Raw genomic sequence first — 22,277 nt, forward strand, 5'->3', positions numbered from 1 at the left:
TCATTTAGATTACTAAGCAACATATCAAGCACCGCGATAAAAACACGCAAAATGAGGGCTGTAAAGAAAAACAGTCCTTGTTATTCATCGAATTTGTAACCCTTTTACATTAAGCAAGCAATAACCACCCAGCTTACATAAAGGCACAAAATGACTGGTAAAACGATAGTGATTAAAGCACTGCTAGTTAGCATGTTTACTGATATCAATCGACCAATCTGTTTCACAATAAACGGAATGCGCTTTAGGCAGAGTTTGCTCGAGCATGGTGCTGCCTGCCCTATTTTGTCTGCGATAAGCCTCAAGCAGGTCGTTATCTTGTGTTGTGAAATACCCCGGCATTACTTCTTTTAATTCATTAAGCGTGTTGCCCGCCTTATTATATTGCGCTAATGCATCATACGCTTTAGCGACATAAACTGCTTGCAATCTTGTACGCCAAGGGCGTGTCTCTTTTCCAGTACTTTTTGCGCTTGGTCTTGTAGAAGGTAAATATACATTAACGAATAACGCGCGTATTCATTTGTTAAGGTTAACGCAGGATCGCTGGAATGGGTTAACGCTAATTCAAGTGCGTGCTTGGCCTTATCAAACTGTTGTAAGTCGGTGTATGCCCATGCAACAAATACATAACTACTTGCTTTTATAACATTCGATTGCGTCTTCGGTAATAGTGTCTGAAATGCATTAATCGCTCGTTTAAGCATTTCAGGATTTTGCCCATGGCGGCCCTGTTCACTTTGATCTAGCCCTTGATCAAGATAGGAAAATGCTAAGTAAAAATCAGCCCAAGGCAACGCCGATTTGGCACCCAGCTTTTCAAACCCATGCTTTGCTTGCTTAAAATACTGCTCAGCAAGTTGTCCTTGGTGCAATTGCATATGATAAAACCCCGCATACAGTTCTGCCATCGCTAACTCATACGGTAAGTTAAGTTCTGTAAAGCGCGCTAACGCATCTTGCAAAGCGGTTTCACGCTTTTCTTGGTCAAAATAATAGTTTTGCGCAATAGCCAGTTGTGTTGCCGCGATTTTTTCTAGATTGCCTAAAGTTCGGTAAAAACTCAGTGCCTTGGTTAGTCGCTCTTTATTTTTGGCTAAATCGTTATACGGGCTTTTTTCTAGCCCCACATTATTGGGTTGGCCCAAATAAAATAATGAATCTGCCGTCGCGGCTAACTCCATATAATCATCCGTTAACTTCGCTGCTTTTTTCAGTAAGTCATCATGTTGCTGCCATTTCATTGCTTGCCAAGCCAATGACGCTTGTAAACGATAACTTTCAGCAATTAATTGTGGGTCTTGGCTGTTGATGCTGGCGTGAATACTTTTCTCAATCAAAGCGTGTTGATTGTTACTACCTTGACGTGTCGCAATAATTGCCTGCCAATACGCGATAAAGGCATTAAGTAGTGGGTCGTATTTTAGATCGTTTTGCTCAATTTTACTTAATTCGGCGCGAGCCTGTGACCATTTTCCAACAGCAATATAACTTCTTGCCAAATAAGCGCTTGCCCAATTTGTTTGCGATATAGTGTTCGCAGCTTGAAAATACTTAATCGCATCAAAAGCACCCGTGGTTTGCAATGCTTGCATGCCTTGTGCGATCGCCATAGCTGAAATATCAGGTCGCGCTTTTTTGGTGTTTTGTTTATGAGCGTTTATCATTGCTAAAATCTGCTGCGAGATAACTTCAATCTGAGACGCTAATTCGTCATAGCTCAAACTGCCCTGTTTAATACGTCCATCGGAATAAATTGCCTGAAAGTCGATAACTTGTTTTTGCTGATGCATACGCACACTTGCGAAAATAGCGACATTTGCCTCAAGCTTATCGAGTAAGTTACGTATTTGTACTGGCATTGCGGGCCACGGTAACTCATTTTTCAACAACGATAAATGTGCCTCAGAGGGCGAAATCACATCAACCCGTTGAGAGCGCTTTAAATCAACCGCCAGCATATCTGACAGGCCATGTTCTAGCCATGCCATGCTAGGCTGTTGTGTATCGTTAATAAACGGCAGCACCATTACTCGTAAACGTGATGTAGCTTGGTTTTGTTGTTCGCTATGATTAGCTACATTAAAGCTGTTAGGTTGCCAAATTCCAACCGCTGCTATTAACCCAGCTAACATTAAAACGACCATAAAAAACCATACACGTATGGATTTATTTAACGTTTTGTCTGTCTGTGTTTTTTTGCTGCTGGCTGTTCAGAATGCTTCGATTCTGCCTGATTTACTTCACGTGTTATTGGGCAAATCCACTGATAACCACGTTGTGGAATTGTTTTAATGTAGCGCGGCGATTTAGCATCATCGTTTAGGGCCAAACGTAACTCACGAATACTTTGCGTTAATGCTGATTCGCGATAGTCACCATGCTGCCATAAATGTGTAAGTAGGGTTTCTTTCGCTATTAGTTCATTTGGGTGCTGCAAAAAATAAGTCAGCAAATTTGCGACCTTGTTTCGCAGTAACACCGGCTGTTGAGTTTGGGCATCGTTCAGCCGCGTTAGGTAACCTGTTTCTGGTTCAAATTCATAATCACTAAAACGAAACAACAGCGCATCCATCCACAAATCAAAATAGGCCTAAATAATAAATCAAAGCATAGCAAAACAAAACCTTTAACAAACTCCTAGACAAAACTTAATGCATTGAAAAATATATAAATATATTTATTTTAGATGGATTTTATATCGATTTAATAGGGTTTGGGGAAAATAACAGCAACACTGGTGCAAGCCAATTTTTAAAGTGAGCTCAGTATGGAAATGTTTATTCAAGAAGCCCTCGTCAGTGATAAAGCATCGCTGTATGTGGTGCTGGTAATATTTGTGACAGGCGTACTAACCAGCCTAACACCCTGTGTTTACCCAATGCTGCCAATTACCGTTGCTGTGGTACGCCAGCACGCAAACAATGTTTACCAGTCAACAGCATATACCTGTTTATATGTGTTAGGCCTTGCACTTAGCTACAGTTTATTAGGTTATTTTGCCGCTAAGCTGGGCTATTTGTTTGGCAGTGTCGCCACCCACCCTGCAATGTTGTTCATTGCGGGTAGTTTTTGCTTAATCATGGCTGTATGGATGCTTGGCTGGATAAACATGCCGCAGCTTTCTTTCACCAAAAACTCATTCAGTTCGTATGCGTCACTCAATGTATTTGTCAGTGGTGCTTTGTCCGGCTTGGTAATGGCGCCCTGTACTTCACCGGTACTTGGTATGTTACTGATGTACGTTTCAACTGAACAAGCACCACTCGTTGGCCCCATTTATTTGTTCGCATTTGCACTTGGATTAAGTGCCTTACTGTTCATTGCAGGCATTTTTTCCAACGTTTTGAACTCGCTGCCAAAAAGCGGCCCTTGGCTTAACGCCTTTAAATACATATTGGCGGCCTTGCTGGTTGGCGTGGCCCTTTATTTCTATTTTCAAATCACGTTTTAAGGATATTTATATGAAAAATATACTGGCTTTTATGTTATTTACTCTTGCCATCCCTTTGTTTGCATCACCGCTTAAGGTTGGCGACAAAGCGCCTAATTTAGTTAGTCATACCTTAAAAGGTAAGGCTATTAATTTAAAAGAGTTACTAAAGGAAAAACCCGTTTACCTCAAATTTTGGGCAACATGGTGCCAATATTGCCAAGCTGAAATGCCACATCTAGCAGAGTTAAATAAAAACCATAGCGACAAAATCGCCATCATTACGGTGAACGTTGGCATTAATGATTCAGTTGACAATATTAACGCCTACTTTGATCGCAATAATCTGTCGCTAGATACAGTGTTTGATACAAACGGTGAAATCACGCAAAACTTTGGCGTATTAGGCACGCCTTATCATATTTTAATCGACCAAAGTGGCGAGGTTGCGCTAACGAGCTTCTTACATTCAGACAAAATTGACGCCTATATCGCAGCGTTACCAGAAAAGGAGTAGTAACTATGTTTAATCAACTTAAAGCATTGCACATAATACTTGTAACATTGAGCTTATTAATATTTGCTAACCCTGCGTATACAAAAACACAAGAGCCCATTAAACATACGGTGTTTATGGATATTTGGGCACATTATGATGGCACAAATTCCGTGTTTATTGACTGGCTAAATCAACAAAACGATAACGTCAGCTATAAACAACAAGATCTCAACGTAACACCCAGTCAATTAGCTGAATTTAAAAGCTACTACCCGCAATTTGCATCCATCGAAATCGATAAAGGGTTTAAGTTAATGCGGCAATATGGCGTTTGGCAAACACCGTTTCATATTATTGAGCACGATGGCACAGTTTTGTTTAAAGGTGATGATGCTGCACTCTTGGCATATCTCAAATTAAACCAACAAATTTCCCAAGCTCAGTTTGCACACTATAAAAGCAAGTTATTAAAAAAAGCATCCTCACCACGCTTTAAAAAACAACCGCCGGTAAATCATGTTGCCGTTGGTGAACAATTTTCAGATTTTGGTCGTGAAAGTTTGTCAGGGCAAACGGTATCGTTAGGCAATACCATAAAAATGCTCAAGCCCAGTAATACACTTGAGTTGATATTTCTTGATAGCTTATGCCCAATGCCACACTTTCCAAATTGTGAAGCGAGCCTAAAGCAATTAGCTGAAAATCAACTTAAACAAGGTAAATTGTATCTGGCTGTGATCAGTGGCTACTACGTTAACGAAGCCCATGTGCGCAGTTTTATTGAAACCCATCAATTACAAATGCCGGTAATCTGGGATAGCGAAAATGCGATTTTTAAACGTTATGGTGTTTCTCAAACGCCTTATAAAATTGCCATAGATCATCGCGGAACTATTTTGAAGCGTCACGCTTTCTAAATTAAAAAAGCCTAACTTGAGTTGGGCTTTTTAATCTATTTTAGCCGAACATTAAGCTGTCCAGTACACTTCTACCGGTACTTCTGTTTGCTGTAAAATAGCGCGAAGTGGCATATCTGCAACCTCCCCGCCAGCTTTGGCTTCTTTATAAACTACTAGCTTTTCTTCACCGCTGATTAAAAGCTTAATCACTTTCGATTGTAAAATAGCAGCACGCGTTAATGTCATGCGCTCAGTAATATCACCAGTTACATCACTTTTGATTGCATCAATTGCCGCGACTAAATCAGTCGTTGTTAACGCATTATCAAGACCTTCAGCATGCGGGAAAAGTGATGCAGTATGACCATCTGGTCCCATACCTAAAATCGTCACATCAAAATTTTGTTTAAGTGCCGCATATGCGTTTTGACACTCAGCTTGACCAAGTTGCGCACTGTCCGCTGGATTTTTCATGGTTACAAAGTTCGCAGCAGCAGCTTTGTCTTGTAATAGCGTTGATTTAATAAACGCTTCATTACTTTTATCGTGACTTTGCTCAACCCAACGTTCATCAACCATAGCTACGTCGATTTTATCCCACGCTAACTCAAGACCACTTAAATAGCGATATGCTGGCGCCGGTGACGAACCACCTGATACCATTAATACAGCACGCCCATCTTGTTCAATACCTTGTGCTAAACACTTAGCAAGATCTTCACCTAATTCAGCGTTATAGGCATCTTTTGAATCGAAAAACTTTTCAATAATATTGGCTGACATTATTTGTTATTCCCTGCGTTGTACCATGCGTGATTATTTTCAGCGAGTAGCTCGTCTGCATCTTCTGGACCCCACGTACCTGCACGATAAAGTGCTGGCATACCCGCTGTTTGCCACTGTTCGATAATAGGATCAATCCACGCCCATGCTTGACGTACTTCGTCACGGTGAATAAACAGCGATGCATTACCTGCCGCAGCATCAAGCATTAAGCGCTTGTACGCATCTGAATGGAAGCCATTTTCATAGTTTTTAGACAAATCTAAGTCAAGCGTTACTGGTTCAAGTTGCATTTCTAAATTATCTAAACGCTTAGACATTAGCGTAAGCTGAATGCTTTCTTCCGGCTGTAAGCGGATCACTAATCGGTTTGGCTCAATGCCGCCAACCGTTTCGTCATACACGTTGTGAGATACATTTTTGTATTCTACGATAATCTCAGCACAACGCTGTTTCATGCGTTTACCGGTTCTTAGGTAGAATGGTACGCCAGCCCAACGCCAGTTTTCAATGTGCGCACGGATCGCTACAAAGGTTTCTGTTTCGCTGTTTTCGCCAAGCTCTTCTAAATAGCCAGGTACCAATTTGCCGTCAAGTTGGCCCGGTACGTATTGACCACGTACGGTGTTTGCTTCAACGTCATCCCCTACAAGTGGACGCAAAGCTTCAAGTACTTTTAATTTTTCCGTGCGAATGCTTTTAGCCGTTAGCTTATTTGGAGATTCCATCGCTACAAGGCACAGTAGTTGTAACAAGTGGTTTTGTACCATATCGCGCAGCGCACCGGCTTTGTCGTAAAAGCCCGCTCGGCTTTCTAAGCCAACAGTTTCAGAAATACTGATCTGAATATTATCAATCGATTTTGCATCCCACATATTCTCAAACATCACATTTGAAAAACGCAGTGCCATTAAGTTTTGAACTGTCTCTTTACCCAGATAGTGATCGATACGATAAATTTGGCTTTCTTTAAAGTATTCTGCGATTTTCGCGTTAATTTCTTCTGCTGACGCGCCACAGTAACCAATTGGTTTTTCCACAACAATACGTGTTGATTTAGTAATCAGCTGATTATCAGATAAAAGCTCGCTACAACGGCCATATACCGCAGGCGGTAATGAGTAATAAAAAACACGCGCTTTGTCTTGTTCGTCTGACTCTAAAATTTCTTTTAAACGTAACCAGTTATCGTCTTGCTCAGTGACATTAACAACAATTGGTTTTAAAAACGCAGAAAACGCTTTCCAGTCTTTCGCGTTATATTCGCCTTTACCTAAAAACGACTTAAGGCTGCTTTGTACTTTATCAACAAATTCTTGTTCATTTGCTAATGCCCTAACGGTTGGCAGAATTCGCGTCCCTTCCGGCAGGTTTCCTTCTTGATAGGCACGGTACATTGCAGGTAGCAGTTTACGCAGTGATAAATCACCACCACCACCAAAAATAACGATATCGAATGGGTTTAGCATAATTGTTCTCTTCGTTTTAGTAACTTGTTGTTAAGTACAATATAGAATGTGTTTTTAGTTCGTTATGTTAGCACTAAATAGCGCTTGGGTAAGCTATTTATGAATGCTAATTTATATTGAATTCGTATGTAACTGCTCACGCAAATGGGGCTATGAAGAAAAGAGTTTTCAGGAGTAACAATGCTCTCACCCACTGTTACCCCTGAATACTCAGCGCTACTCAGTTCGCTTTATAAACGGATATGAGCTTTGGAGGCGTCAACTCTCTCACCAATTGACGCTCCAAATGACTCAGCGCTACCCGTTCAAAGGTATTTTTAACTATTTGATTAAGTACAACTTAAAATTACTAAGTTGCTTTTTGAACCGGTAAATAAGAGTGTTTGGAAGCGTCAACTCTCTCACCAATTGACGTTCCAAATAACTCAGTGCTACCCGTTCAAAGGTATTTGTTGCAGTTTAAAAGCAGCCTAAGGCATTTTGAAAACCGCGCAGTCTAAGCTAATGCCATTAACTTAACCCTGACATTTGACCGCTTTTTAATTTTTTCGCTTATTTTTATACAATGCAATTAAACCCGCTGTTGAGCTGTCGTGTGTGAGCTGCTCATCTGTCTCTAACTCTTTTTGAATAGCATTTGCTAAGCCTTTGCCCAATTCCACGCCCCATTGGTCGAATGAACAAATTTCTAAAATAATGCCCTGACAGAAAATCTTATGTTCATAAAGTGCAATTAAACGGCCTAAATGCTTCGCATCAATGGTATCAAGTAAAATTGATGTGGTAGGACGATTGCCTTGATGTACTTTATGCTCAACCAGCTCAGCAATACGCGCTTCGCTTAAGCCTTTGCTTGCTAATTCTTTTTCAACTTGTGCTTTGCTAACGCCTGTCATCATGGCTTCGGTTTGGGCAAAAAAGTTTGCCATTAGAATTTCATGATGATTATTCACTTCACGCACAGGCTTTATTGAACCAATAAAATCGGCCGGCACAATCGTCGTACCTTGGTGCAAATATTGGTAAAACGCGTGTTGACCATTGATACCTGTCATACCCCAAATAAGTGGCACGCTCGTATAATCAATCGCTTTGCCATCAAACGTAACTGACTTGCCGTTACTTTCCATCTCTGCCTGTTGCAGGTATGCCGGTAACATATGCATGCTTTGGTCGTAAGGTAAAATGGCCTGCGCTCGTGCATCCAAAAAGCTGGTATTCCACACGCTTAAAAGCGCCATAAGCACAGGAATATTATTTTCAAAGTGTGTTTCTACAAAGTGCTGATCAACTTCAAATGCACCTTCAAGTAATTCAATAAACGCATCAAAACCAAGATACAAAGCGATAGGTAAACCAATTGCTGACCACATCGAAAAACGTCCACCAACCCAGTCCCACATGGTAAATACGTTATCTGGATTAATACCAAATTCTGACGTTTTTTCTAAATTAGTGCTCACTGCGGCAAAATGCTTTGCAACCGCATCGTCATTACCGGCAGCCTGTTTCAACCATGCAACAGCTGTTTTCGCATTAGCCATGGTTTCTGATGTGGTAAAGGTTTTACTTGAGATAATAAATAGCGTGGTTTCCGCATTCACTTTGCTCAGAACATTTGCTATCTGCATGCCGTCGGCATTTGAAGCATAATGCACTTTAAGCGTTTCATCCGCGTAGGCAGCAAGTGCCTCTGTCGCCATTTGCGGACCAAGGTTTGAGCCGCCAACACCAATGCTCACCACATCAGTAATGCGCTTGCCTGTGTAACCTAACCAAGCGCCACTGCGCACTTTTTCGGTAAATTCACTGATTTTATTTAATTCTGCGTTAACGGCATCAACCACATTTTCGCCGTCAACGTACACCGCTTGATTATTGCGTTTACGCAAAGCGGTATGCAGCACTGCACGGTTTTCGGTAATATTAATTTTTTCGCCCGAGAACATTTTGTCGCGCCATGATGCCAAATCAACATCGTTGGCGAGTGCTAATAACGCATTTTTAACATCTTGAGTGATTAGGTTTTTTGAGTAATCAAAGAAAACGCCCTCAATTTGCGTGGAAAAACGCTCAAATCTTTGTGCATCATTAGCAAATAAATCAACTAAGTGCTGTTGCTTTATATCACTTGCAAGGCCTGCCAGTGTTTGCCAACTTGCTAAAGAAGAACGACTACTCATACTCTACCTAACTCTCTTTACCCTAAGCGTGTGTTTGCAACTTGAAACTCGCTAAACACTTGCTAAAGTTACTACTTATTAAAATGTCTAGGTTAACAATAAGTAAAAATGACAACGCTGTCAATTGACAATTTAAACTTTTTGACACCGGTATCACGTCATATTAATTGTATAAATTATGAAACATAGCTACAGACTTGAAAAAAAAACAGTTAGAATAATAAGTTGTGTGTTATTAACCCCATGCTTTACGCAAAGCTCATCAGCAAAAGATATAATAACAATATGAAAGTCACCATAAATGATGTTGCACGCCTAGCCGGCGTATCAATGAAAACAGTATCTCGTGTTATGAACAACGAGCCTTCTGTTAGAAAAAAAACCTCCGATAAGGTTATGGCAGCTGTTAAAGAATTAAACTACAAGCCGAACTTAGCGGCGCGTAGTTTAGCAGGCACCAAGTCATTTGCTATCGGCTTCGTTTATAGCAACCCGAATGCTTATTATGTCATTGATATGCAAAATGGTATTTTATCTCGCTGTAAAGAAGAAGGTTACGAACTACTTATTCACCCGTGCAGCAGTACCGACGAAAATGTGCTAGAAGAAATTCAAACCATGATCGAGCGCTCGCGTTTATCGGGATTAGTATTAACGCCACCGCTGTCTGAGCGTCAAGATGTTACAGATTTACTTGATTCTATTGGCATTAACTATGTGCGCATATTATCGGGCCGCGAACCAAGCGAAAAAGAAAGTAAGCCTAACGCTATATTCGTAAATGACCACGATGCTGCATATCAAATTACTGAGCATTTAATTTCGCTCGGCCACAAGCACATTGCATTTATTACCGGTGAAGAAGAACACAAATCAACACTTGAGCGCTTAGCGGGCTACAAAGCCGCACTGTCTGCTCATAATATTACGTTAAACGATGCGCTGATATTTCCGGGTAAGTACTCGTTTGAATCCGGTGTTGAAGGCGCTAAAGCACTGATGGCGAATAACGAAAAAGTCACCGCTATTTTTGCCTGTAACGATGAAATCGCGGCGGGTGCATTATTCGCATCGCGTTTGATGGATATTAAAATTCCTGAGCAACTATCTATTACTGGATTTGAGGATTCACCCTTCTCAAAACAAACATGGCCAAAATTAACAACGGCTCATCAGTCTAACCAAGATATTGCTACGCAAGCAGCGAAGCTACTATTTGCAAACAGCCGCCCAACTAAAATTAAAGAAGAAAAAATGGCAATTTGTTTTACGCCTGAATTGGTTGTGAGGGACTCAACCGGTAATGCGCTGTAACAATAATTCATTTAGATTATAAAAAAAGCAGCTTTAAGCTGCTTTTTTTATACCAGTTCTGTTAAGAATGTAGTCAGAGTTTGTGCCGGTAAATAAATAATCACAGAGCAAAATTTTTTTTATGCCGTTGTTTTACATTGATAAATTCAAACACTGTTAGCATTCAATTTAACCCGCTCAAAAAACCTGCTATTTAACTGACTTGTATTCGTTCTGTTATCTACCACTAAATAAAGGCAACACCACCAGAAAGATTATTTAACTTAGTAAAGTTAAGGCTAGTAAGTAGCTCACAACAGGCTTTCGAACGACGACCACTGCGACACACCAACACATAATGTTTGTCTTTTACCAGCTGCCCTGAAGCAAACTCATTTAGCAAACGGTGACTTGGAATATTCGTCACCATATCGCGTGGGATCTTTAGATAGTCGCTTAGCTCACCTTCTTGATGTTCATAATGCTCGCGAATATCAATGATGCCATCCAATTTATTAGCGGCTAATTGTGCTTTAAGCTCTGTACTGTTTATTTCAGTAACGGCGTTAGGCGCGTTTAATGTTAATGCAAGCTCTAACTGACTACCTTGGTGAGTAAATAGAACTGCGCGTTCGCACAGTTCAACGTAAAACTCAGGCATTGCTTTATCTGTAGCTAAATCAACATATTGACTGTCTAAAAATACATCTGCGTAGTCCGATTTATCACTAATAATATGGGTGATCTTCAACCCTTGCTTAGTTGCTAAACGTTTAACCTTGTTTATCTCAGAAAAGATAGGGTTAATCAGCAAAGTATCAAGTGATTGATTGACAATAAGGTACATTATGTTGCCATCGACCACATATTGATTAATACCGACCGCACACGGTGTTTCTTTAGTATAACTCGTTAACATACATGCATTTGCAAGCTTATCTTTAAGCGCCATAATGCGCTCACACGCACTGTTAATTTCATCTTCACTTGCCATTGGGCCAAACGATAGGCGAATTGCGTTCTCACTTTGCCACGGTGCTAGATTCATCGCATCGAGTACAAAGCTACTGGCAGCACCTGAGCTACAAGCAGAGCCTGCACTCACTCGAATGCCAGCAGCATCAAATAAATTCATTACTTCGCTGCCTGCAATGTTAGCAACACTAAAGTTAATTGTGGTTGGAACCGATACTGAAAAGTCGTTATTAAAAACGATTTCATCAAATGTATGCGACAATGCTTTTGCTAACTTATCACGGTAACTCGCCAACACATCTGCCGATTTAAACGGGCTTGCTTCACCCTTTTGCATTAATTCAAATAACTTTTTTAAACCTGCTATGCCCGGCAAATTCTCGGTACCAGAACGCGCGCCACTTTCTTGCCCACCACCTGCAATAAAAGGTGTCAGTGGTGCATCTTCACTTAAATACAAAAAGCCAATACCTTTAGGTGCATACAGCTTGTGGCCAGAAAACGGTGCATAATTGATGCTTGTTTGGTCAAGATTCAATTTTTGTTTACCTAAGCCTTGTACACAATCCACCATCCAAAACACATTTGGATTGTTATCACGGATCACTTTATCTAATGATGCAATGTCTTGTGTTGCACCTGTTTCATTGTTTACTATCATGGTACAAATTAGCAGAGCATTTTTGCTGTGCTCTGCGATAAACTGATGATCAAGCAAGCCTTTTTTATCAACTGGAATTGCTAATATTTCAGCGTTAATTTCAAGTAACTCATTCCAATGCTTTAGCGTATTTGGCACGGCTTTGTGCTCTGTTGCGCCATAAAGCAATACTGGCTTTTCGATAGTGTGATTTTTTGCAGCGACCAATGCAGATACAACCGACGTTTGGATCCCCTCTGTTGCACCCGAGGTAAATAGCAACCTTCCCTTTTCAGTGCCAATTAATTGTTTGCCTAATTGGCGTGTGTCTTCCATTAAACGCTTGGCTTTTAACCCAGTAATGTGTGATGACGACGGGTTACCAAACTCCACTTCCATACAGTGCATCACTTCTTTTGCGATTTCACTATAAACCGGTGTTGTTGCATTGGCGTCTAAATAAATTAAAGATTGGCTCATGGTTACTGCTTTATTACTTTATGGAATATCTTATAACATTGTTTCAAATATCCATCAGAAAGGCTAATAACATTTCGTTTTGACCTAACGGCTTTTTATAAAGCTTTTACCACAAACAAAAAAAGGCCACTGTGTAAGTGGCCTTTTATAATTATTAGAAACAGCTTAGCTGAGCACAGTTGTTAAGATCACCAATAGCAGTAACAACGCTAATATGAGTGATATTGGCGACAATATGCGAATAAGCGTGAGTGCAAACGGGTGCTTAATATTTGGGTATAAGTTGCTACGCTTTAATGACAAGGCAAAAGCAAATGCACCGAGTGACACTAGCGTTGTCGCAATGCTGATTTCTGTTTTAATAGTAATTGAGTCTGAAAAAATCAGAAAAATCTGTAACGGCAAAATAAAACACACTAATGCATGTAAAAAATGCACATGCTGGATCAGTTTTAATTGCCCTGCTTCACTCAACTCTTTAATACCAAACTTGTGTTCGAAGTGCTTTATCACTTCAGGTAGCTCTAATTCAACCGCTAAGCGATATGGTGTAAGGCCATCGCTGTCTTTTTGGTGATAATTTACGCCACCATTAAGCGCTTTACTGATAATATCCAAGCTGCGCGCTCGCACCGCAAAATGCAGCAAGTTATTGCCTTTTAAATCGCATTCGCCTGCGCGCTCTTTACTCAGCAACGCATCAAATACGTTCGCAAAGCCTTGCTTTGCTGACCAAATTAAGGCGGTTAAACCATCTTCATCGGTGATCTGCCCTTTTGCACCCTGCTCGATAAAGCGCATACATAAACTTTGTTTAGCGTCGGGCTGTGAAATATGAGATAGCAACGCTCGCTCTAACAAACGGTTATCAACTTCACCATCAGAAAGTGCAAGTAACAAATCAAAAAAGTCTTCGCCTTGACGCAATCTATCGGCGATTTCTTCTGCCAAAAGGTTAGTATCACCAGTTACATTACTTTTAATAAAGGGTAAGGCAACTTCACGAAAATCATCATCCGCCCAAATCGCTAACACATCGTCGTGTGATAACGGCATGCCGAGGTTTAAAAACTGCTGAAACAACTTAAAGAAACGCAAGTGCATACACAGTGAGGTAAGTGTTAGCTCACTTTGCATTGCAACCTGATTGCCAATCGCTGCGTATTGGTCGATTCGTGATAACATGAGTTCGCTTATTGCTTCTTTGCTATTGAGTTGCTGATGTAAATGCGCAATAGCCGATTCAATATACTGCTGAGCATTATCATCGTATTCAAATATATGCTGATAGAAACATTGCTCAAATGGCTCTGCCGGCTTTAGCCACAATAAATAATACAGTGGCGGTAGCACGCTGGTGCTGATCCCTTGCGCGTCTTTGGTCTCTTCGCATTTCGGCCAAGCTTCTAGGGCATCCAAAATAAATGCGCCATTTTGCTCTAACAAACCTTTTAATAAAAGTGGATAAGCCTCAGGCCAAACTAATACTCGCTCAAGTGACAACGCAGTGCTCCAGAATAAAATGTAATTACGCGAAACGCGCTAATAGTAACAACTATTTAATTGATGAAAAAGAACTTATTAAGTTCCATTTACTGGGTTAAAATTAAAGAAATTCACAACTTTTAGGCAAATCTATGAGCATCTGGGCCACAATCTTAATAATCGCAATTGTGCTTGGCGTGATTTGGAGCAATATCGCATTACTAAAGCATTCCGCAAAAATGGATATGAAAAACTTTAATCAAGATCCGATAGAAAAAGCTCGCCGCTCATTAGAAGAAAAACAGCGAGCCGAAAAAGATCACGAAAATTAGCCTACTAACCAATGTCCCATTAAGGCAATTACCGGTAGCGTTACTAATGTACGCAAAACAAAAATCATAAATAACTCAAAGATATTTACTGGAATTTTGCTACCTAGTAACAGTGCACCCACTTCAGACATGTAAATCAACTGGGTTACACTCATTGCCGCAACCACAAAACGCGTAAGTTCACTGTTTATATTTTGCGCCGCCAAAATTGATGGAATAAACATATCGGCAAAACCTACAACCACAGTCTGCGCAGCCTTCTCAGCTTCCGGAATTTGCATCAGTTCAAACAGAGGAATAAACGGTGTGCCTAACCATTGAAATACTGGCGTATATTCAGCGATTACTAGTGCAATCGTACCGATTGCCATAACTACTGGCAGTACCGCAAACACCATATCAACGGCATTTTTTAAACCATCGATAAGCGTTTCTTTAATTGTTTGCGCATGACGTGCTTTATCAAGTGCTACATCAAGTGAATGTTTAAACAAGGTTTTCCCTTCAGGTAATGCCTCGGGATTACCTTTTACTTCTTCACCATCAATGTAAATGTCTTTTTTGAATCTAAGTGGTGGCAAGCGCGGAACAATCAGTGCAGCGGCAATACCCGCCATACACACAGTAAGGTAAAACGGTGCAAATAAATGCGCCAATTTTACTTGGCCAATAACCACCAAACAAAAGGTTATTGAAACTGCCGAGAATGTTGTGCCAATAATCGCAGCTTCACGCTGTGTATAATGTTTTTCTTCATACTGCTTAGCAGTCATTAAAATACCCACACTGCCGTCACCTAACCAAGAGGCAACACAGTTAACGGCACTGCGACCCGGTACACCAAAAAGTGGACGCATTACTTTAGTCAGTAACGTACCGACTAATTCAAGCAAACCGAAATTAAGCAATAAAGGCAGTAATAAACCAGCTAAAATAAACACCGAAAATAGAATTGGCATCAACTCGTGCAGTACCAAGCCACCAACTGCGTCTGAGTGAATTTCAATTTTGGTATCACCAATCGAAAACGTCCCGACTTTTAAGTACGCCATTAGCACAAAAATAGCGCCTAATGTACGTGCCACAAGCCAAATCGGGCTAACAATCAGTAAGTGACGGACAAAGCTACCCGCTTTTAAAAACTTTGGTTTAAATAGCGTAGCTAAGCCGGATATTACTGCCATTGACACAATCACCGATGTCACAATAAGCGTAATTGAGTGTGCTAACGCGCCTTTTAATTCCTTAGCCAATATCGCTATAGGGATAGTGAATTCGCCCCCATAATTAATCGGTGTCATAAATAAAAACACGCCTATTAATGACGGAATAAGGAAAATCATTATGGTCGCAAAATTACTGCGTGGTGCAGTCGATTGATTAGCTTCCAAACTCATATTTGTTACCTTTAAAGTGATAGCGGTAAATTGATCTGCATATCTTTGCCAACAAAGTGCATAACCATTTACTAAATTGCTATTTTAATCGCTACTTTTCTATCGTTTAAAAGCAAAAAAGAGCCGAAGGCTCTTTTTTGCTAATCCAATTTTATAAATTATTGAACGGTTACACCACGCTCTTTTAGCATGGCTAAAATAACTTGTAGTGTATCGCTTAACGTGCCCGGCTCTAATGTTTCACCCTCAGCATCAAGCCAAGTAATTGATGTGCCACCGGTGTTCGTTTCAGCAACTAATAATTGATACTGACCTGCTTCAAGTGGCAGTTTACGAACGTCATCACCCCAAATTGAATCCCAAACACTTTCGTCTGGTGTTTCGTACGTGGCGAAAATTAAGTTACGAGATTGCTCGATTTCATCAATATTGAAACCAACGCGCTCTAAGAAGCTTGGGAAGCGCTCAAAAATAGCACGTGCTTTTTGCTCAGTTACAAACGCTGCATTACCTTTGTCATCAAAGCCCATTTGCAGCGATACAATGCCGCGTGCTTTGTTTAATTCAACCATTAACTGTCGGTAGTTAAAATCAAACTGACCAATAAACTCATTTAGCGCCGCCACTTCTAAACGCTGCTGCAGTACCGCTGTCAACTCGTCATATTTTGATTCAAAATCAACTAATTCAACCTTTACCGATGCAGTACGTTTATGCTCTTCAGTTTCAACTATAAACTTAAATTTTTGACGGCTTAGCTCGCGCTCTTCTTCCCACCACCAAACATCAATTGGTTCTTCAATTGTATGCCAGTTAGTCACTACGAAATTGTCAGCTTTATTTTCTGTAGTTACTTGGCGCTCAACAAATAAATCGTCAATCGCTTGCCAAATAAAACTTTCTAAATCTTGAATACCTTCGTTTTTATCGAAGAAAATGCGCGACTCTTTATCACCTTCGTTAATCCATGAACCTTGTGCAAAAGTAAGTACTTGAGCCGGAGCTTTTACCAGATATAACGCACTTTCTTCAGCTGATGTATATTGTGCCGACTCCAGATCGTAGGCAGGATCTTTGTATGGTTTTGTCAGGTTACCAGGCACTTTAAGTTCATCATTAACACGGTAATTGCGTTTATGATGCGAATCATTGGTGAAAACAGAACAAGCAGTAATCGCCATTGAGATAGCGACAACCAATGAATTTCGGATCCAATACTGCACAAATTTCTCCTTGGTGTGCTCTTTATTATTTGCTTGATTTGACGCAGCACACACTGTTTGGTTCATAATATTATTCTCAAAATTGCCGCCTATGTTACTTTTACTAAGGGCCAAACACAAGAAACCACCACCCTATCTTTAATTTATTCTTAACAATTCGCTATAATTTTCACCACATCATATATTTACATGGTTGAACCCATTTAAATTTGCTAAAATTCGCGGCCACGTTATTAACCCATTGAGACTAAAAATGACGTTAAACACTGGAAATCAACTTGTTGTTACTGCCATCGGCGAAGATCGCCCCGGCATAGTGAGTGAGCTTACCAAGCTAGTAAGTGAAACTAATTGCAATATTATTGATAGCCGCATTGCCATTTTAGGTAATGAATTCACCTTTATAATGTTGCTTGAAGGCGATATTTCTGCCATTAGTCGTGTTGAATATAATATTCCGACAAAAAGCGTTGAACTTGGTTTATTAACCATGATGAAACGCACCAGCCAACATCAAGAAAAACAGTATAAAGCAGGTTATAAACTAACCTACCACGGCCCTGATACGCCAGGCACACTAAGCAAAGTGACGCAATTAATGGCTGACTACCAAGTAAATATTGCAGCGCTTAAATCCGATAGTGTTGAACAAGATGGTGATGTGGTAATGCGCTCTGAAATTGACATTAATTTCTCGCGTGACGTGGATGAAGCTGAATTTAAACATCAACTTGAGATCATTTTTTCAAAGTCTAACGTAGAACACATTTTAAAACGGATTCGATAGGAAATTATAATATGAATACGCTTCAAACTGGCGATAAAGCACCGCTATTCTCACTTGCCGATCAAAACGGTGACACAGTGGAACTTGCAGAGTTATTAAAAGAAAACAAAGTACTTGTTTATTTTTACCCAAAAGCTTCCACACCGGGCTGTACCGTACAAGCTGAAAATCTGCGCGATCATAAAGCTGAACTTGCAGCGCTTAATACCGTTGCGGTTGGCATTAGCCCAGATCCGGTAAAACGCCTTAAAAACTTCGAAACCAAAAAAGAGCTTAACTTCCCACTGTTATCAGACGAAGACCACGCCATTGCCGATGCATTTGGTGTGTGGGGTTTAAAAAAGTTTATGGGTAAAGAGTATGACGGCATTCACCGTTTATCTTTCCTGATTGGCCAAGATGGTACAATTGAACATTTCTTTAATAAGTTTAAAACCAAAGATCACCACCAAGTGGTTATTGATTACTTAAAAGAAAATGCTTAATTAAGAAAAACATTCTTAATTAAAAAAAGCGCCAATTGGCGCTTTTTTTTATATCTACAATTCAGTTACGCACCGAATTACTTTTTTGGTGCACGGCGTTTATTGCCCGGCGTCACACGCTGATTATGCTTTTTAACCGCTTTACGGATTTTGTTAATCTTAGCGCGGCGATCTTTACGCTTCTCAGGCATTACCGATAGTTTGGTTTCGGTTTCGCGGCGCATTCCAACCGTTTGACGTAAATAGTTTACATCTTTTAGGTTTAGCTCTTCCCAACCACCTTGCGGTAAACGTTTATTCAGTAATAAGTCACCGTAGCGCACACGAATTAGGCGTGAAACTTCTACTTCTTGTGATTGCCATAGACGACGTACTTCTCGGTTACGGCCTTCAGTTAAAGTAACGTTAAACCAGTTATTTAAACCGCTTCCGCCTTGCGGCACTACCGATAAGAACTTGGCAAAGCCATCGTCTAACTCAACGCCATTTGTTAAATTTTTCAGCGTCTGATCCGTTACCTCACCAAATACACGTACTGCGTATTCACGTTCCACTTCATAACTTGGGTGCATTAAACGGTTGGCAAGTTCACCATCATTGGTAAACAGTAGTAAGCCTGAGGTATTGATATCTAAACGACCAATGGCAATCCAGCGGTCATTTTCAAGCGGAGGTAAACGGTCGAATACGGTGCGGCGACCTTCAGGATCTTTACGTGTACACAGCTCACCTTCAGGCTTGTGGTACATTAAAATACGACAAACACGTTCGTTTGACGCCTCAACTTTAACAACATGTCCGTCAAGACGGATACGCTGTGTTGGTTCGACACGGTCACCTAAACGGGCAACTTTGCCATCAATACTAACACGACCCGATTCAATAAATTTTTCACATTCACGACGTGAACCTTTACCAGCACGTGCTAATACTTTTTGTAACTTTTCGCTCATTATTTTCTCATGTAACTTCGCAGCTAGGAATTGTTGGCTATTCTAGCACAGAGCTAATCAAGTTGCGCAGGCTCACTGAGGATTTGTGAGATTTTTTCGTCTTGTGCTACTGGTAATGGCGGTAATTCATTCAATGAAGACAATGAGAAGTGATCTAAGAATTGTTTGGTGGTGCCATAAAGTGCCGGTTTGCCCGGTACTTCTTTATAACCAACCACTTTTACCCAATTGTGCTCAAGCATGGTTTTGATGGTTTGACTGCTTACGGTAACGCCGCGCACTTGCTCGATTTCACCACGGGTAATTGGCTGACGATACGCAATTAAACTCAATGTTTCTAAAAATGCACGAGAATATTTAGGGGCTTTTTCTTGCCATAGTTTATTAAGCCACGGCGATAAACTACTGCATGCTTGAAACCGATAGCCTGACCCAACTTTTACTAAACGCACACCGCGCGTCGCGTAGTGCGCCATAATGGCATCAATAGCGCTTTGAATACGCTTTAGGGAAATAGAAAAGTCACTTAATACGGTGTCTCGCAGCTTGTCTTTGGTTAATGGCGTATTCGCAACAAAAATTGCCGCTTCAATCAATTCAATTAACTGTTCATCAGAAAGTCGCTTCGCCATAATACCTATTTCGTTATTTATTTTAGTTTAAGGTAGATGAGCGAGTTTATATCGCTTTGCTGAACCACAATCAAGCTTTCCTTCACCAGCTCTAAAATGGCGATAAAACTCACCACTACAGCCGCTTTACCTTCAACGTGTTCAAACGCCTGTGAGAATGGCAAAAACCCATCGTTTTCAGTTAATAGCGATAAAATATGTGACATCCGTGCGCGGGTTGAAAGCACTTCCGCACTGACTTGGTGATGGGTTAAAGTTTGCGCTCGTGCCATGACATCACTAAGTGCCAGAAGTAGCTCTTTCACACAGAGTTCAGGCAGTTCAATATCTTGCGACTGCGTTTCATCTAACAGCGCATGGGCAATATGAATATCGCGTTCTACTCGTGGTAAAGCATCTAGGTTTTCGGCAGCTTTTCTAAATTGTTCGTATTCTTGTAAACGCTTAATAAGCAGTGCCCGAGGATCATCTTCCTCCTCTTCCAGCTCTTTATGTACCGGTAATAATAAGCGAGATTTAATTTGCGCAAGTAACGCCGCCATCACTAAGTATTCAGCGGCAAGCTCAAGCTTAAACTCTTTCATCATCTCAACATATTGCATGTATTGCCCAGTGATCTTGGCAATCGAGACATCAAGAATATCGAGTTTGTGCTTTTTAATTAGATATAGCAATAAGTCTAGCGGACCTTCAAATGCTTCCAGTGCCACTTCAAGTGCGTCTGGCGGAATATAAAGATCTTCAGGTTTATCGGTTACCGCTTTGCCATGTAAAAAACCAAGCGGTAACTTTTGCTGCTGCATTTCGCTCATGGCCGTTGTTTGAACTCTGGATACTTATTCAAATGGTGCTGGGTCACCTGCACCAACGCGAATAATCTCAACCGAATCTTCCGAGAAATCAACAACAGTTGTTGGCTGCTCAGACAAATAGCCACCGTGAATAATCAAATCCACTTGTTTTTCTAATTGAAAACGAATTTCTTCAGGATCCGCCTCGGCAAATTGCTCTCCAGGTAGAATTAACGAACAAGACATTAATGGCTCACCCAACTCTGCCAAAATCGCTTGGGTAATGATGTGATCAGGCACGCGAATACCAATGGTTTTCTTTTTCTCATTAAGCAAGCGACGTGGCACTTCTTTAGTACCTTTAAAAATAAAGGTGTATTGCCCTGGCGTATTATTTTTAATTAACCGAAACAAACTGTTATCTACACGAGCGTAAGTGGCAAGTTCCGATAAATCACGGCAAACAAGGGTAAAATTATGGTGTTTTTCTAAGCCACGAATACGGGCTATACGCTCCATTGCATTTTTATTGCCTATGCTACAGCCGATTGCATAACCTGAATCCGTTGGAAACACAATTACCTTGCCTTGCTGGATCATATCAACCGCTTGACGCACTAAACGCGCCTGTGGGTTTTCTGGATGAATATGAAAAAATTGACTCATTGGATATCCTTAATTTAATTCTTGTTCTTTGGCAATCGCCCAATCCTGCCAAATTGGCACACTGGCTTTAGGTAAGTATAAGTTCTTTCCAAGTTCTAACCAGTTGGTTGCAAAATGAAAATCAGAACCTTGCGACGAAAGCAGCTGATATTCGTCTGCGAGCTGTGCTAAAAACTGACGGTCACTCGGCGCTTGTTGTGGCAGCGCCACTTCAATGCCATCGCCACCAGCATGTTTAAATTCTTCAAGCAAACGGCGCAACCATTTATTAGAAAGCTTATAACGACTTGGGTGCGCTAATACCGCTTGACCACCTGCTGCTTTAATTGCCTTAACAGCAGTTGCAATATCACACCATTCGCTGGTTACATAACCCGGTTTACCGCGCACAAGGAACTTTTTAAACACACCTTGTAAGGTTTTAGCAGCCCCTTGTGTTTGAATTACTTGTGCAAAATGAGCACGGGTAAGCTGGCCTTTGTTGGCTAACGCTTTTGCTTGTTCTAATACGTTTTCAAACCCGCGTTTCTCAAGCTTTTCAGCCATTTTTTCGGCGCGTGTTGCGCGTTTCCCTGTTTGCTCAGCAATCAAACATGCCAAAGTGCTATTTTCAACATCAATGTTTAAACCAACAATATGAATTTCAAAGCTTTCCCATTTGGTTGAAAACTCGATGCCCTTAACAAGTGTTAGCGGTAACGCATTTTTGTCGATATGTTGCTGTGCAATTGGCAGCGCCTTAACGGTATCGTGATCGGTAATCGCTAATATATCAACGCCCTTTTCAACGGCACGTTCAACTAGGTCTTCTGGTGATAGCTTGCCATCGGAATAGTATGTATGGCTGTGTAGGTCAAATTTCATAAATATGG

Annotated in this window: 22 protein-coding genes; 7 read left to right on the top strand and 15 right to left on the bottom strand. The window is 40.8% G+C overall.

All coding sequences use genetic code 11. The annotated features are described in order from the left end of the window. Positions 1-183: 183 nt before the first annotated feature. The 3 genes from AN214_RS09215 to AN214_RS09225 are packed head-to-tail and all read right to left on the bottom strand — an operon-like array spanning position 184 to position 2,563. Positions 184-429 (bottom strand): hypothetical protein, encoded by a 246-nt coding sequence (locus tag AN214_RS09215; protein WP_054979461.1) that lies wholly within the window; start codon positions 427-429, stop codon positions 184-186. Further along, entirely contained in the window at positions 390-2,147 is a 1,758-nt protein-coding gene (locus AN214_RS09220) for a hypothetical protein (RefSeq protein WP_152960746.1), read from the bottom strand. The genes AN214_RS09215 and AN214_RS09220 overlap by 40 nt, the downstream gene beginning before the upstream one ends. A 26-nt stretch (positions 2,148-2,173) precedes the next feature. After that, positions 2,174-2,563 (bottom strand): winged helix-turn-helix domain-containing protein, encoded by a 390-nt coding sequence (locus AN214_RS09225; protein WP_235576730.1) that lies wholly within the window; start codon positions 2,561-2,563, stop codon positions 2,174-2,176. 207 nt (positions 2,564-2,770) lie between these two features. Between AN214_RS09225 and AN214_RS09230 the strand changes: the two genes are divergently transcribed. From AN214_RS09230 to AN214_RS09240, 3 genes are read left to right on the top strand one after another with little or no spacing between them, the layout of a single operon-like run. After that, on the top strand, positions 2,771-3,454 hold the full coding sequence (locus tag AN214_RS09230; protein ID WP_054979464.1) for a cytochrome c biogenesis protein CcdA: 684 nt from the start codon (positions 2,771-2,773) through the stop codon (positions 3,452-3,454). A 10-nt stretch (positions 3,455-3,464) separates the two neighbouring features. Then, on the top strand, positions 3,465-3,950 hold the full coding sequence (locus AN214_RS09235) for a TlpA disulfide reductase family protein (protein ID WP_054979465.1): 486 nt from the start codon (positions 3,465-3,467) through the stop codon (positions 3,948-3,950). Positions 3,951-3,955: 5 nt separating this feature from the next. Then, entirely contained in the window at positions 3,956-4,849 is an 894-nt protein-coding gene (locus tag AN214_RS09240) for a peroxiredoxin (protein ID WP_054979466.1), read from the top strand. 51 nt (positions 4,850-4,900) lie between these two features. On the opposite strand, the gene pgl is transcribed toward AN214_RS09240, so the two are convergent. The 3 genes from pgl to pgi all read right to left on the bottom strand — a co-directional run bounded on the left by pgl (position 4,901) and on the right by pgi (position 9,266). Continuing rightward, positions 4,901-5,614, bottom strand: a complete 714-nt coding sequence (gene pgl / locus AN214_RS09245; RefSeq protein WP_054979467.1) for a 6-phosphogluconolactonase — start codon at positions 5,612-5,614, stop codon at positions 4,901-4,903. After that, positions 5,614-7,083 carry a glucose-6-phosphate dehydrogenase gene (gene zwf, locus AN214_RS09250; protein WP_054979468.1) on the bottom strand — a complete coding sequence of 490 codons (1,470 nt, stop codon included), beginning with the start codon at positions 7,081-7,083 and terminating at the stop codon, positions 5,614-5,616. Before zwf ends, pgl begins: the two co-directional genes overlap by 1 nt. 539 nt (positions 7,084-7,622) lie before the next feature. Further along, positions 7,623-9,266 (bottom strand): glucose-6-phosphate isomerase, encoded by a 1,644-nt coding sequence (pgi, locus tag AN214_RS09255; protein WP_054979469.1) that lies wholly within the window; start codon positions 9,264-9,266, stop codon positions 7,623-7,625. Between the two features lie 285 nt (positions 9,267-9,551). Here pgi and AN214_RS09260 point away from each other — a divergent pair, with 285 nt between their 5' ends. Then, positions 9,552-10,580: a LacI family DNA-binding transcriptional regulator gene (locus AN214_RS09260; protein WP_010560325.1), complete on the top strand. Its 1,029-nt coding sequence runs from the start codon at positions 9,552-9,554 to the stop codon at positions 10,578-10,580. Between the two features lie 226 nt (positions 10,581-10,806). On the opposite strand, the gene AN214_RS09265 is transcribed toward AN214_RS09260, so the two are convergent. Beyond that, on the bottom strand, positions 10,807-12,654 hold the full coding sequence (locus AN214_RS09265) for an aminotransferase class V-fold PLP-dependent enzyme (RefSeq protein ID WP_054979470.1): 1,848 nt from the start codon (positions 12,652-12,654) through the stop codon (positions 10,807-10,809). Between the two features lie 165 nt (positions 12,655-12,819). Next, entirely contained in the window at positions 12,820-14,157 is a 1,338-nt protein-coding gene (locus AN214_RS09270) for an ankyrin repeat domain-containing protein (RefSeq protein ID WP_054979471.1), read from the bottom strand. A 134-nt stretch (positions 14,158-14,291) separates the two neighbouring features. Between AN214_RS09270 and AN214_RS09275 the strand changes: the two genes are divergently transcribed. Further along, positions 14,292-14,471: a DUF2897 family protein gene (locus tag AN214_RS09275; protein WP_054979472.1), complete on the top strand. Its 180-nt coding sequence runs from the start codon at positions 14,292-14,294 to the stop codon at positions 14,469-14,471. Here AN214_RS09275 and AN214_RS09280 read toward each other — a convergent pair. Then, positions 14,468-15,868, bottom strand: a complete 1,401-nt coding sequence (locus tag AN214_RS09280) for a YjiH family protein (protein WP_054979473.1) — start codon at positions 15,866-15,868, stop codon at positions 14,468-14,470. The genes AN214_RS09275 and AN214_RS09280 overlap by 4 nt on opposite strands. A gap of 158 nt (positions 15,869-16,026) precedes the next feature. Further along, positions 16,027-17,157 (bottom strand): outer membrane protein assembly factor BamC, encoded by a 1,131-nt coding sequence (bamC, locus tag AN214_RS09285; RefSeq protein WP_054979474.1) that lies wholly within the window; start codon positions 17,155-17,157, stop codon positions 16,027-16,029. 187 nt (positions 17,158-17,344) lie between these two features. Here bamC and AN214_RS09290 point away from each other — a divergent pair, with 187 nt between their 5' ends. After that, positions 17,345-17,878, top strand: a complete 534-nt coding sequence (locus AN214_RS09290; RefSeq protein WP_010560331.1) for a glycine cleavage system protein R — start codon at positions 17,345-17,347, stop codon at positions 17,876-17,878. A gap of 11 nt (positions 17,879-17,889) precedes the next feature. Then, positions 17,890-18,363 (top strand): thioredoxin-dependent thiol peroxidase, encoded by a 474-nt coding sequence (gene bcp, locus AN214_RS09295; protein ID WP_054979475.1) that lies wholly within the window; start codon positions 17,890-17,892, stop codon positions 18,361-18,363. Between the two features lie 77 nt (positions 18,364-18,440). Here bcp and rluB read toward each other — a convergent pair whose 3' ends face one another. Genes rluB through rnm form a run of 5 tightly spaced genes read right to left on the bottom strand, consistent with a single transcriptional unit; the run spans position 18,441 to position 22,269 of the window. Beyond that, the gene (gene rluB / locus AN214_RS09300; protein WP_054979476.1) at positions 18,441-19,316 is read right to left on the bottom strand and encodes a 23S rRNA pseudouridine(2605) synthase RluB; all 876 of its coding nucleotides are present in this window, start codon (positions 19,314-19,316) and stop codon (positions 18,441-18,443) included. A 53-nt stretch (positions 19,317-19,369) separates the two neighbouring features. Beyond that, entirely contained in the window at positions 19,370-19,948 is a 579-nt protein-coding gene (gene scpB / locus AN214_RS09305) for an SMC-Scp complex subunit ScpB (RefSeq protein ID WP_054979477.1), read from the bottom strand. A 17-nt stretch (positions 19,949-19,965) separates the two neighbouring features. After that, complete coding sequence (locus AN214_RS09310) at positions 19,966-20,760, bottom strand: ScpA family protein (protein ID WP_054979478.1); 795 nt, start codon at positions 20,758-20,760, stop codon at positions 19,966-19,968. 24 nt (positions 20,761-20,784) lie between these two features. Beyond that, positions 20,785-21,405, bottom strand: a complete 621-nt coding sequence (locus AN214_RS09315; protein WP_054979479.1) for an L-threonylcarbamoyladenylate synthase — start codon at positions 21,403-21,405, stop codon at positions 20,785-20,787. Positions 21,406-21,414: 9 nt separating this feature from the next. Continuing rightward, entirely contained in the window at positions 21,415-22,269 is an 855-nt protein-coding gene (gene rnm, locus AN214_RS09320) for an RNase RNM (RefSeq protein WP_054979480.1), read from the bottom strand. Between the last annotated feature and the right edge of the window lie 8 nt (positions 22,270-22,277).

The sequence above is a fragment of the Pseudoalteromonas sp. P1-9 genome (assembly GCF_001399975.1).
Taxonomy (GTDB): Bacteria; Pseudomonadota; Gammaproteobacteria; order Enterobacterales; family Alteromonadaceae; genus Pseudoalteromonas.

Excerpts from the sequence above, each read along its gene's own strand:
- bcp (WP_054979475.1), top strand. The coding sequence starts at position 17,890 with ATGAATACGCTTCAAACTGGCGATAAAGCACCGCTATTCTCACTTGCC.
- AN214_RS09235 (WP_054979465.1), top strand. The coding sequence starts at position 3,465 with ATGAAAAATATACTGGCTTTTATGTTATTTACTCTTGCCATCCCTTTG.
- pgi (WP_054979469.1), bottom strand. The coding sequence starts at position 9,266 with ATGAGTAGTCGTTCTTCTTTAGCAAGTTGGCAAACACTGGCAGGCCTT.
- rluB (WP_054979476.1), bottom strand. The coding sequence starts at position 19,316 with ATGAGCGAAAAGTTACAAAAAGTATTAGCACGTGCTGGTAAAGGTTCA.
- bamC (WP_054979474.1), bottom strand. The coding sequence starts at position 17,157 with ATGAACCAAACAGTGTGTGCTGCGTCAAATCAAGCAAATAATAAAGAG.
- AN214_RS09230 (WP_054979464.1), top strand. The coding sequence starts at position 2,771 with ATGGAAATGTTTATTCAAGAAGCCCTCGTCAGTGATAAAGCATCGCTG.
- rnm (WP_054979480.1), bottom strand. The coding sequence starts at position 22,269 with ATGAAATTTGACCTACACAGCCATACATACTATTCCGATGGCAAGCTA.
- AN214_RS09315 (WP_054979479.1), bottom strand. The coding sequence starts at position 21,405 with ATGAGTCAATTTTTTCATATTCATCCAGAAAACCCACAGGCGCGTTTA.
- AN214_RS09310 (WP_054979478.1), bottom strand. The coding sequence starts at position 20,760 with ATGAGCGAAATGCAGCAGCAAAAGTTACCGCTTGGTTTTTTACATGGC.
- AN214_RS09220 (WP_152960746.1), bottom strand. The coding sequence starts at position 2,147 with ATGGTCGTTTTAATGTTAGCTGGGTTAATAGCAGCGGTTGGAATTTGG.
- AN214_RS09240 (WP_054979466.1), top strand. The coding sequence starts at position 3,956 with ATGTTTAATCAACTTAAAGCATTGCACATAATACTTGTAACATTGAGC.
- scpB (WP_054979477.1), bottom strand. The coding sequence starts at position 19,948 with ATGGCGAAGCGACTTTCTGATGAACAGTTAATTGAATTGATTGAAGCG.
- AN214_RS09280 (WP_054979473.1), bottom strand. The coding sequence starts at position 15,868 with ATGAGTTTGGAAGCTAATCAATCGACTGCACCACGCAGTAATTTTGCG.
- AN214_RS09290 (WP_010560331.1), top strand. The coding sequence starts at position 17,345 with ATGACGTTAAACACTGGAAATCAACTTGTTGTTACTGCCATCGGCGAA.
- pgl (WP_054979467.1), bottom strand. The coding sequence starts at position 5,614 with ATGTCAGCCAATATTATTGAAAAGTTTTTCGATTCAAAAGATGCCTAT.
- AN214_RS09275 (WP_054979472.1), top strand. The coding sequence starts at position 14,292 with ATGAGCATCTGGGCCACAATCTTAATAATCGCAATTGTGCTTGGCGTG.
- zwf (WP_054979468.1), bottom strand. The coding sequence starts at position 7,083 with ATGCTAAACCCATTCGATATCGTTATTTTTGGTGGTGGTGGTGATTTA.
- AN214_RS09265 (WP_054979470.1), bottom strand. The coding sequence starts at position 12,654 with ATGAGCCAATCTTTAATTTATTTAGACGCCAATGCAACAACACCGGTT.
- AN214_RS09260 (WP_010560325.1), top strand. The coding sequence starts at position 9,552 with ATGAAAGTCACCATAAATGATGTTGCACGCCTAGCCGGCGTATCAATG.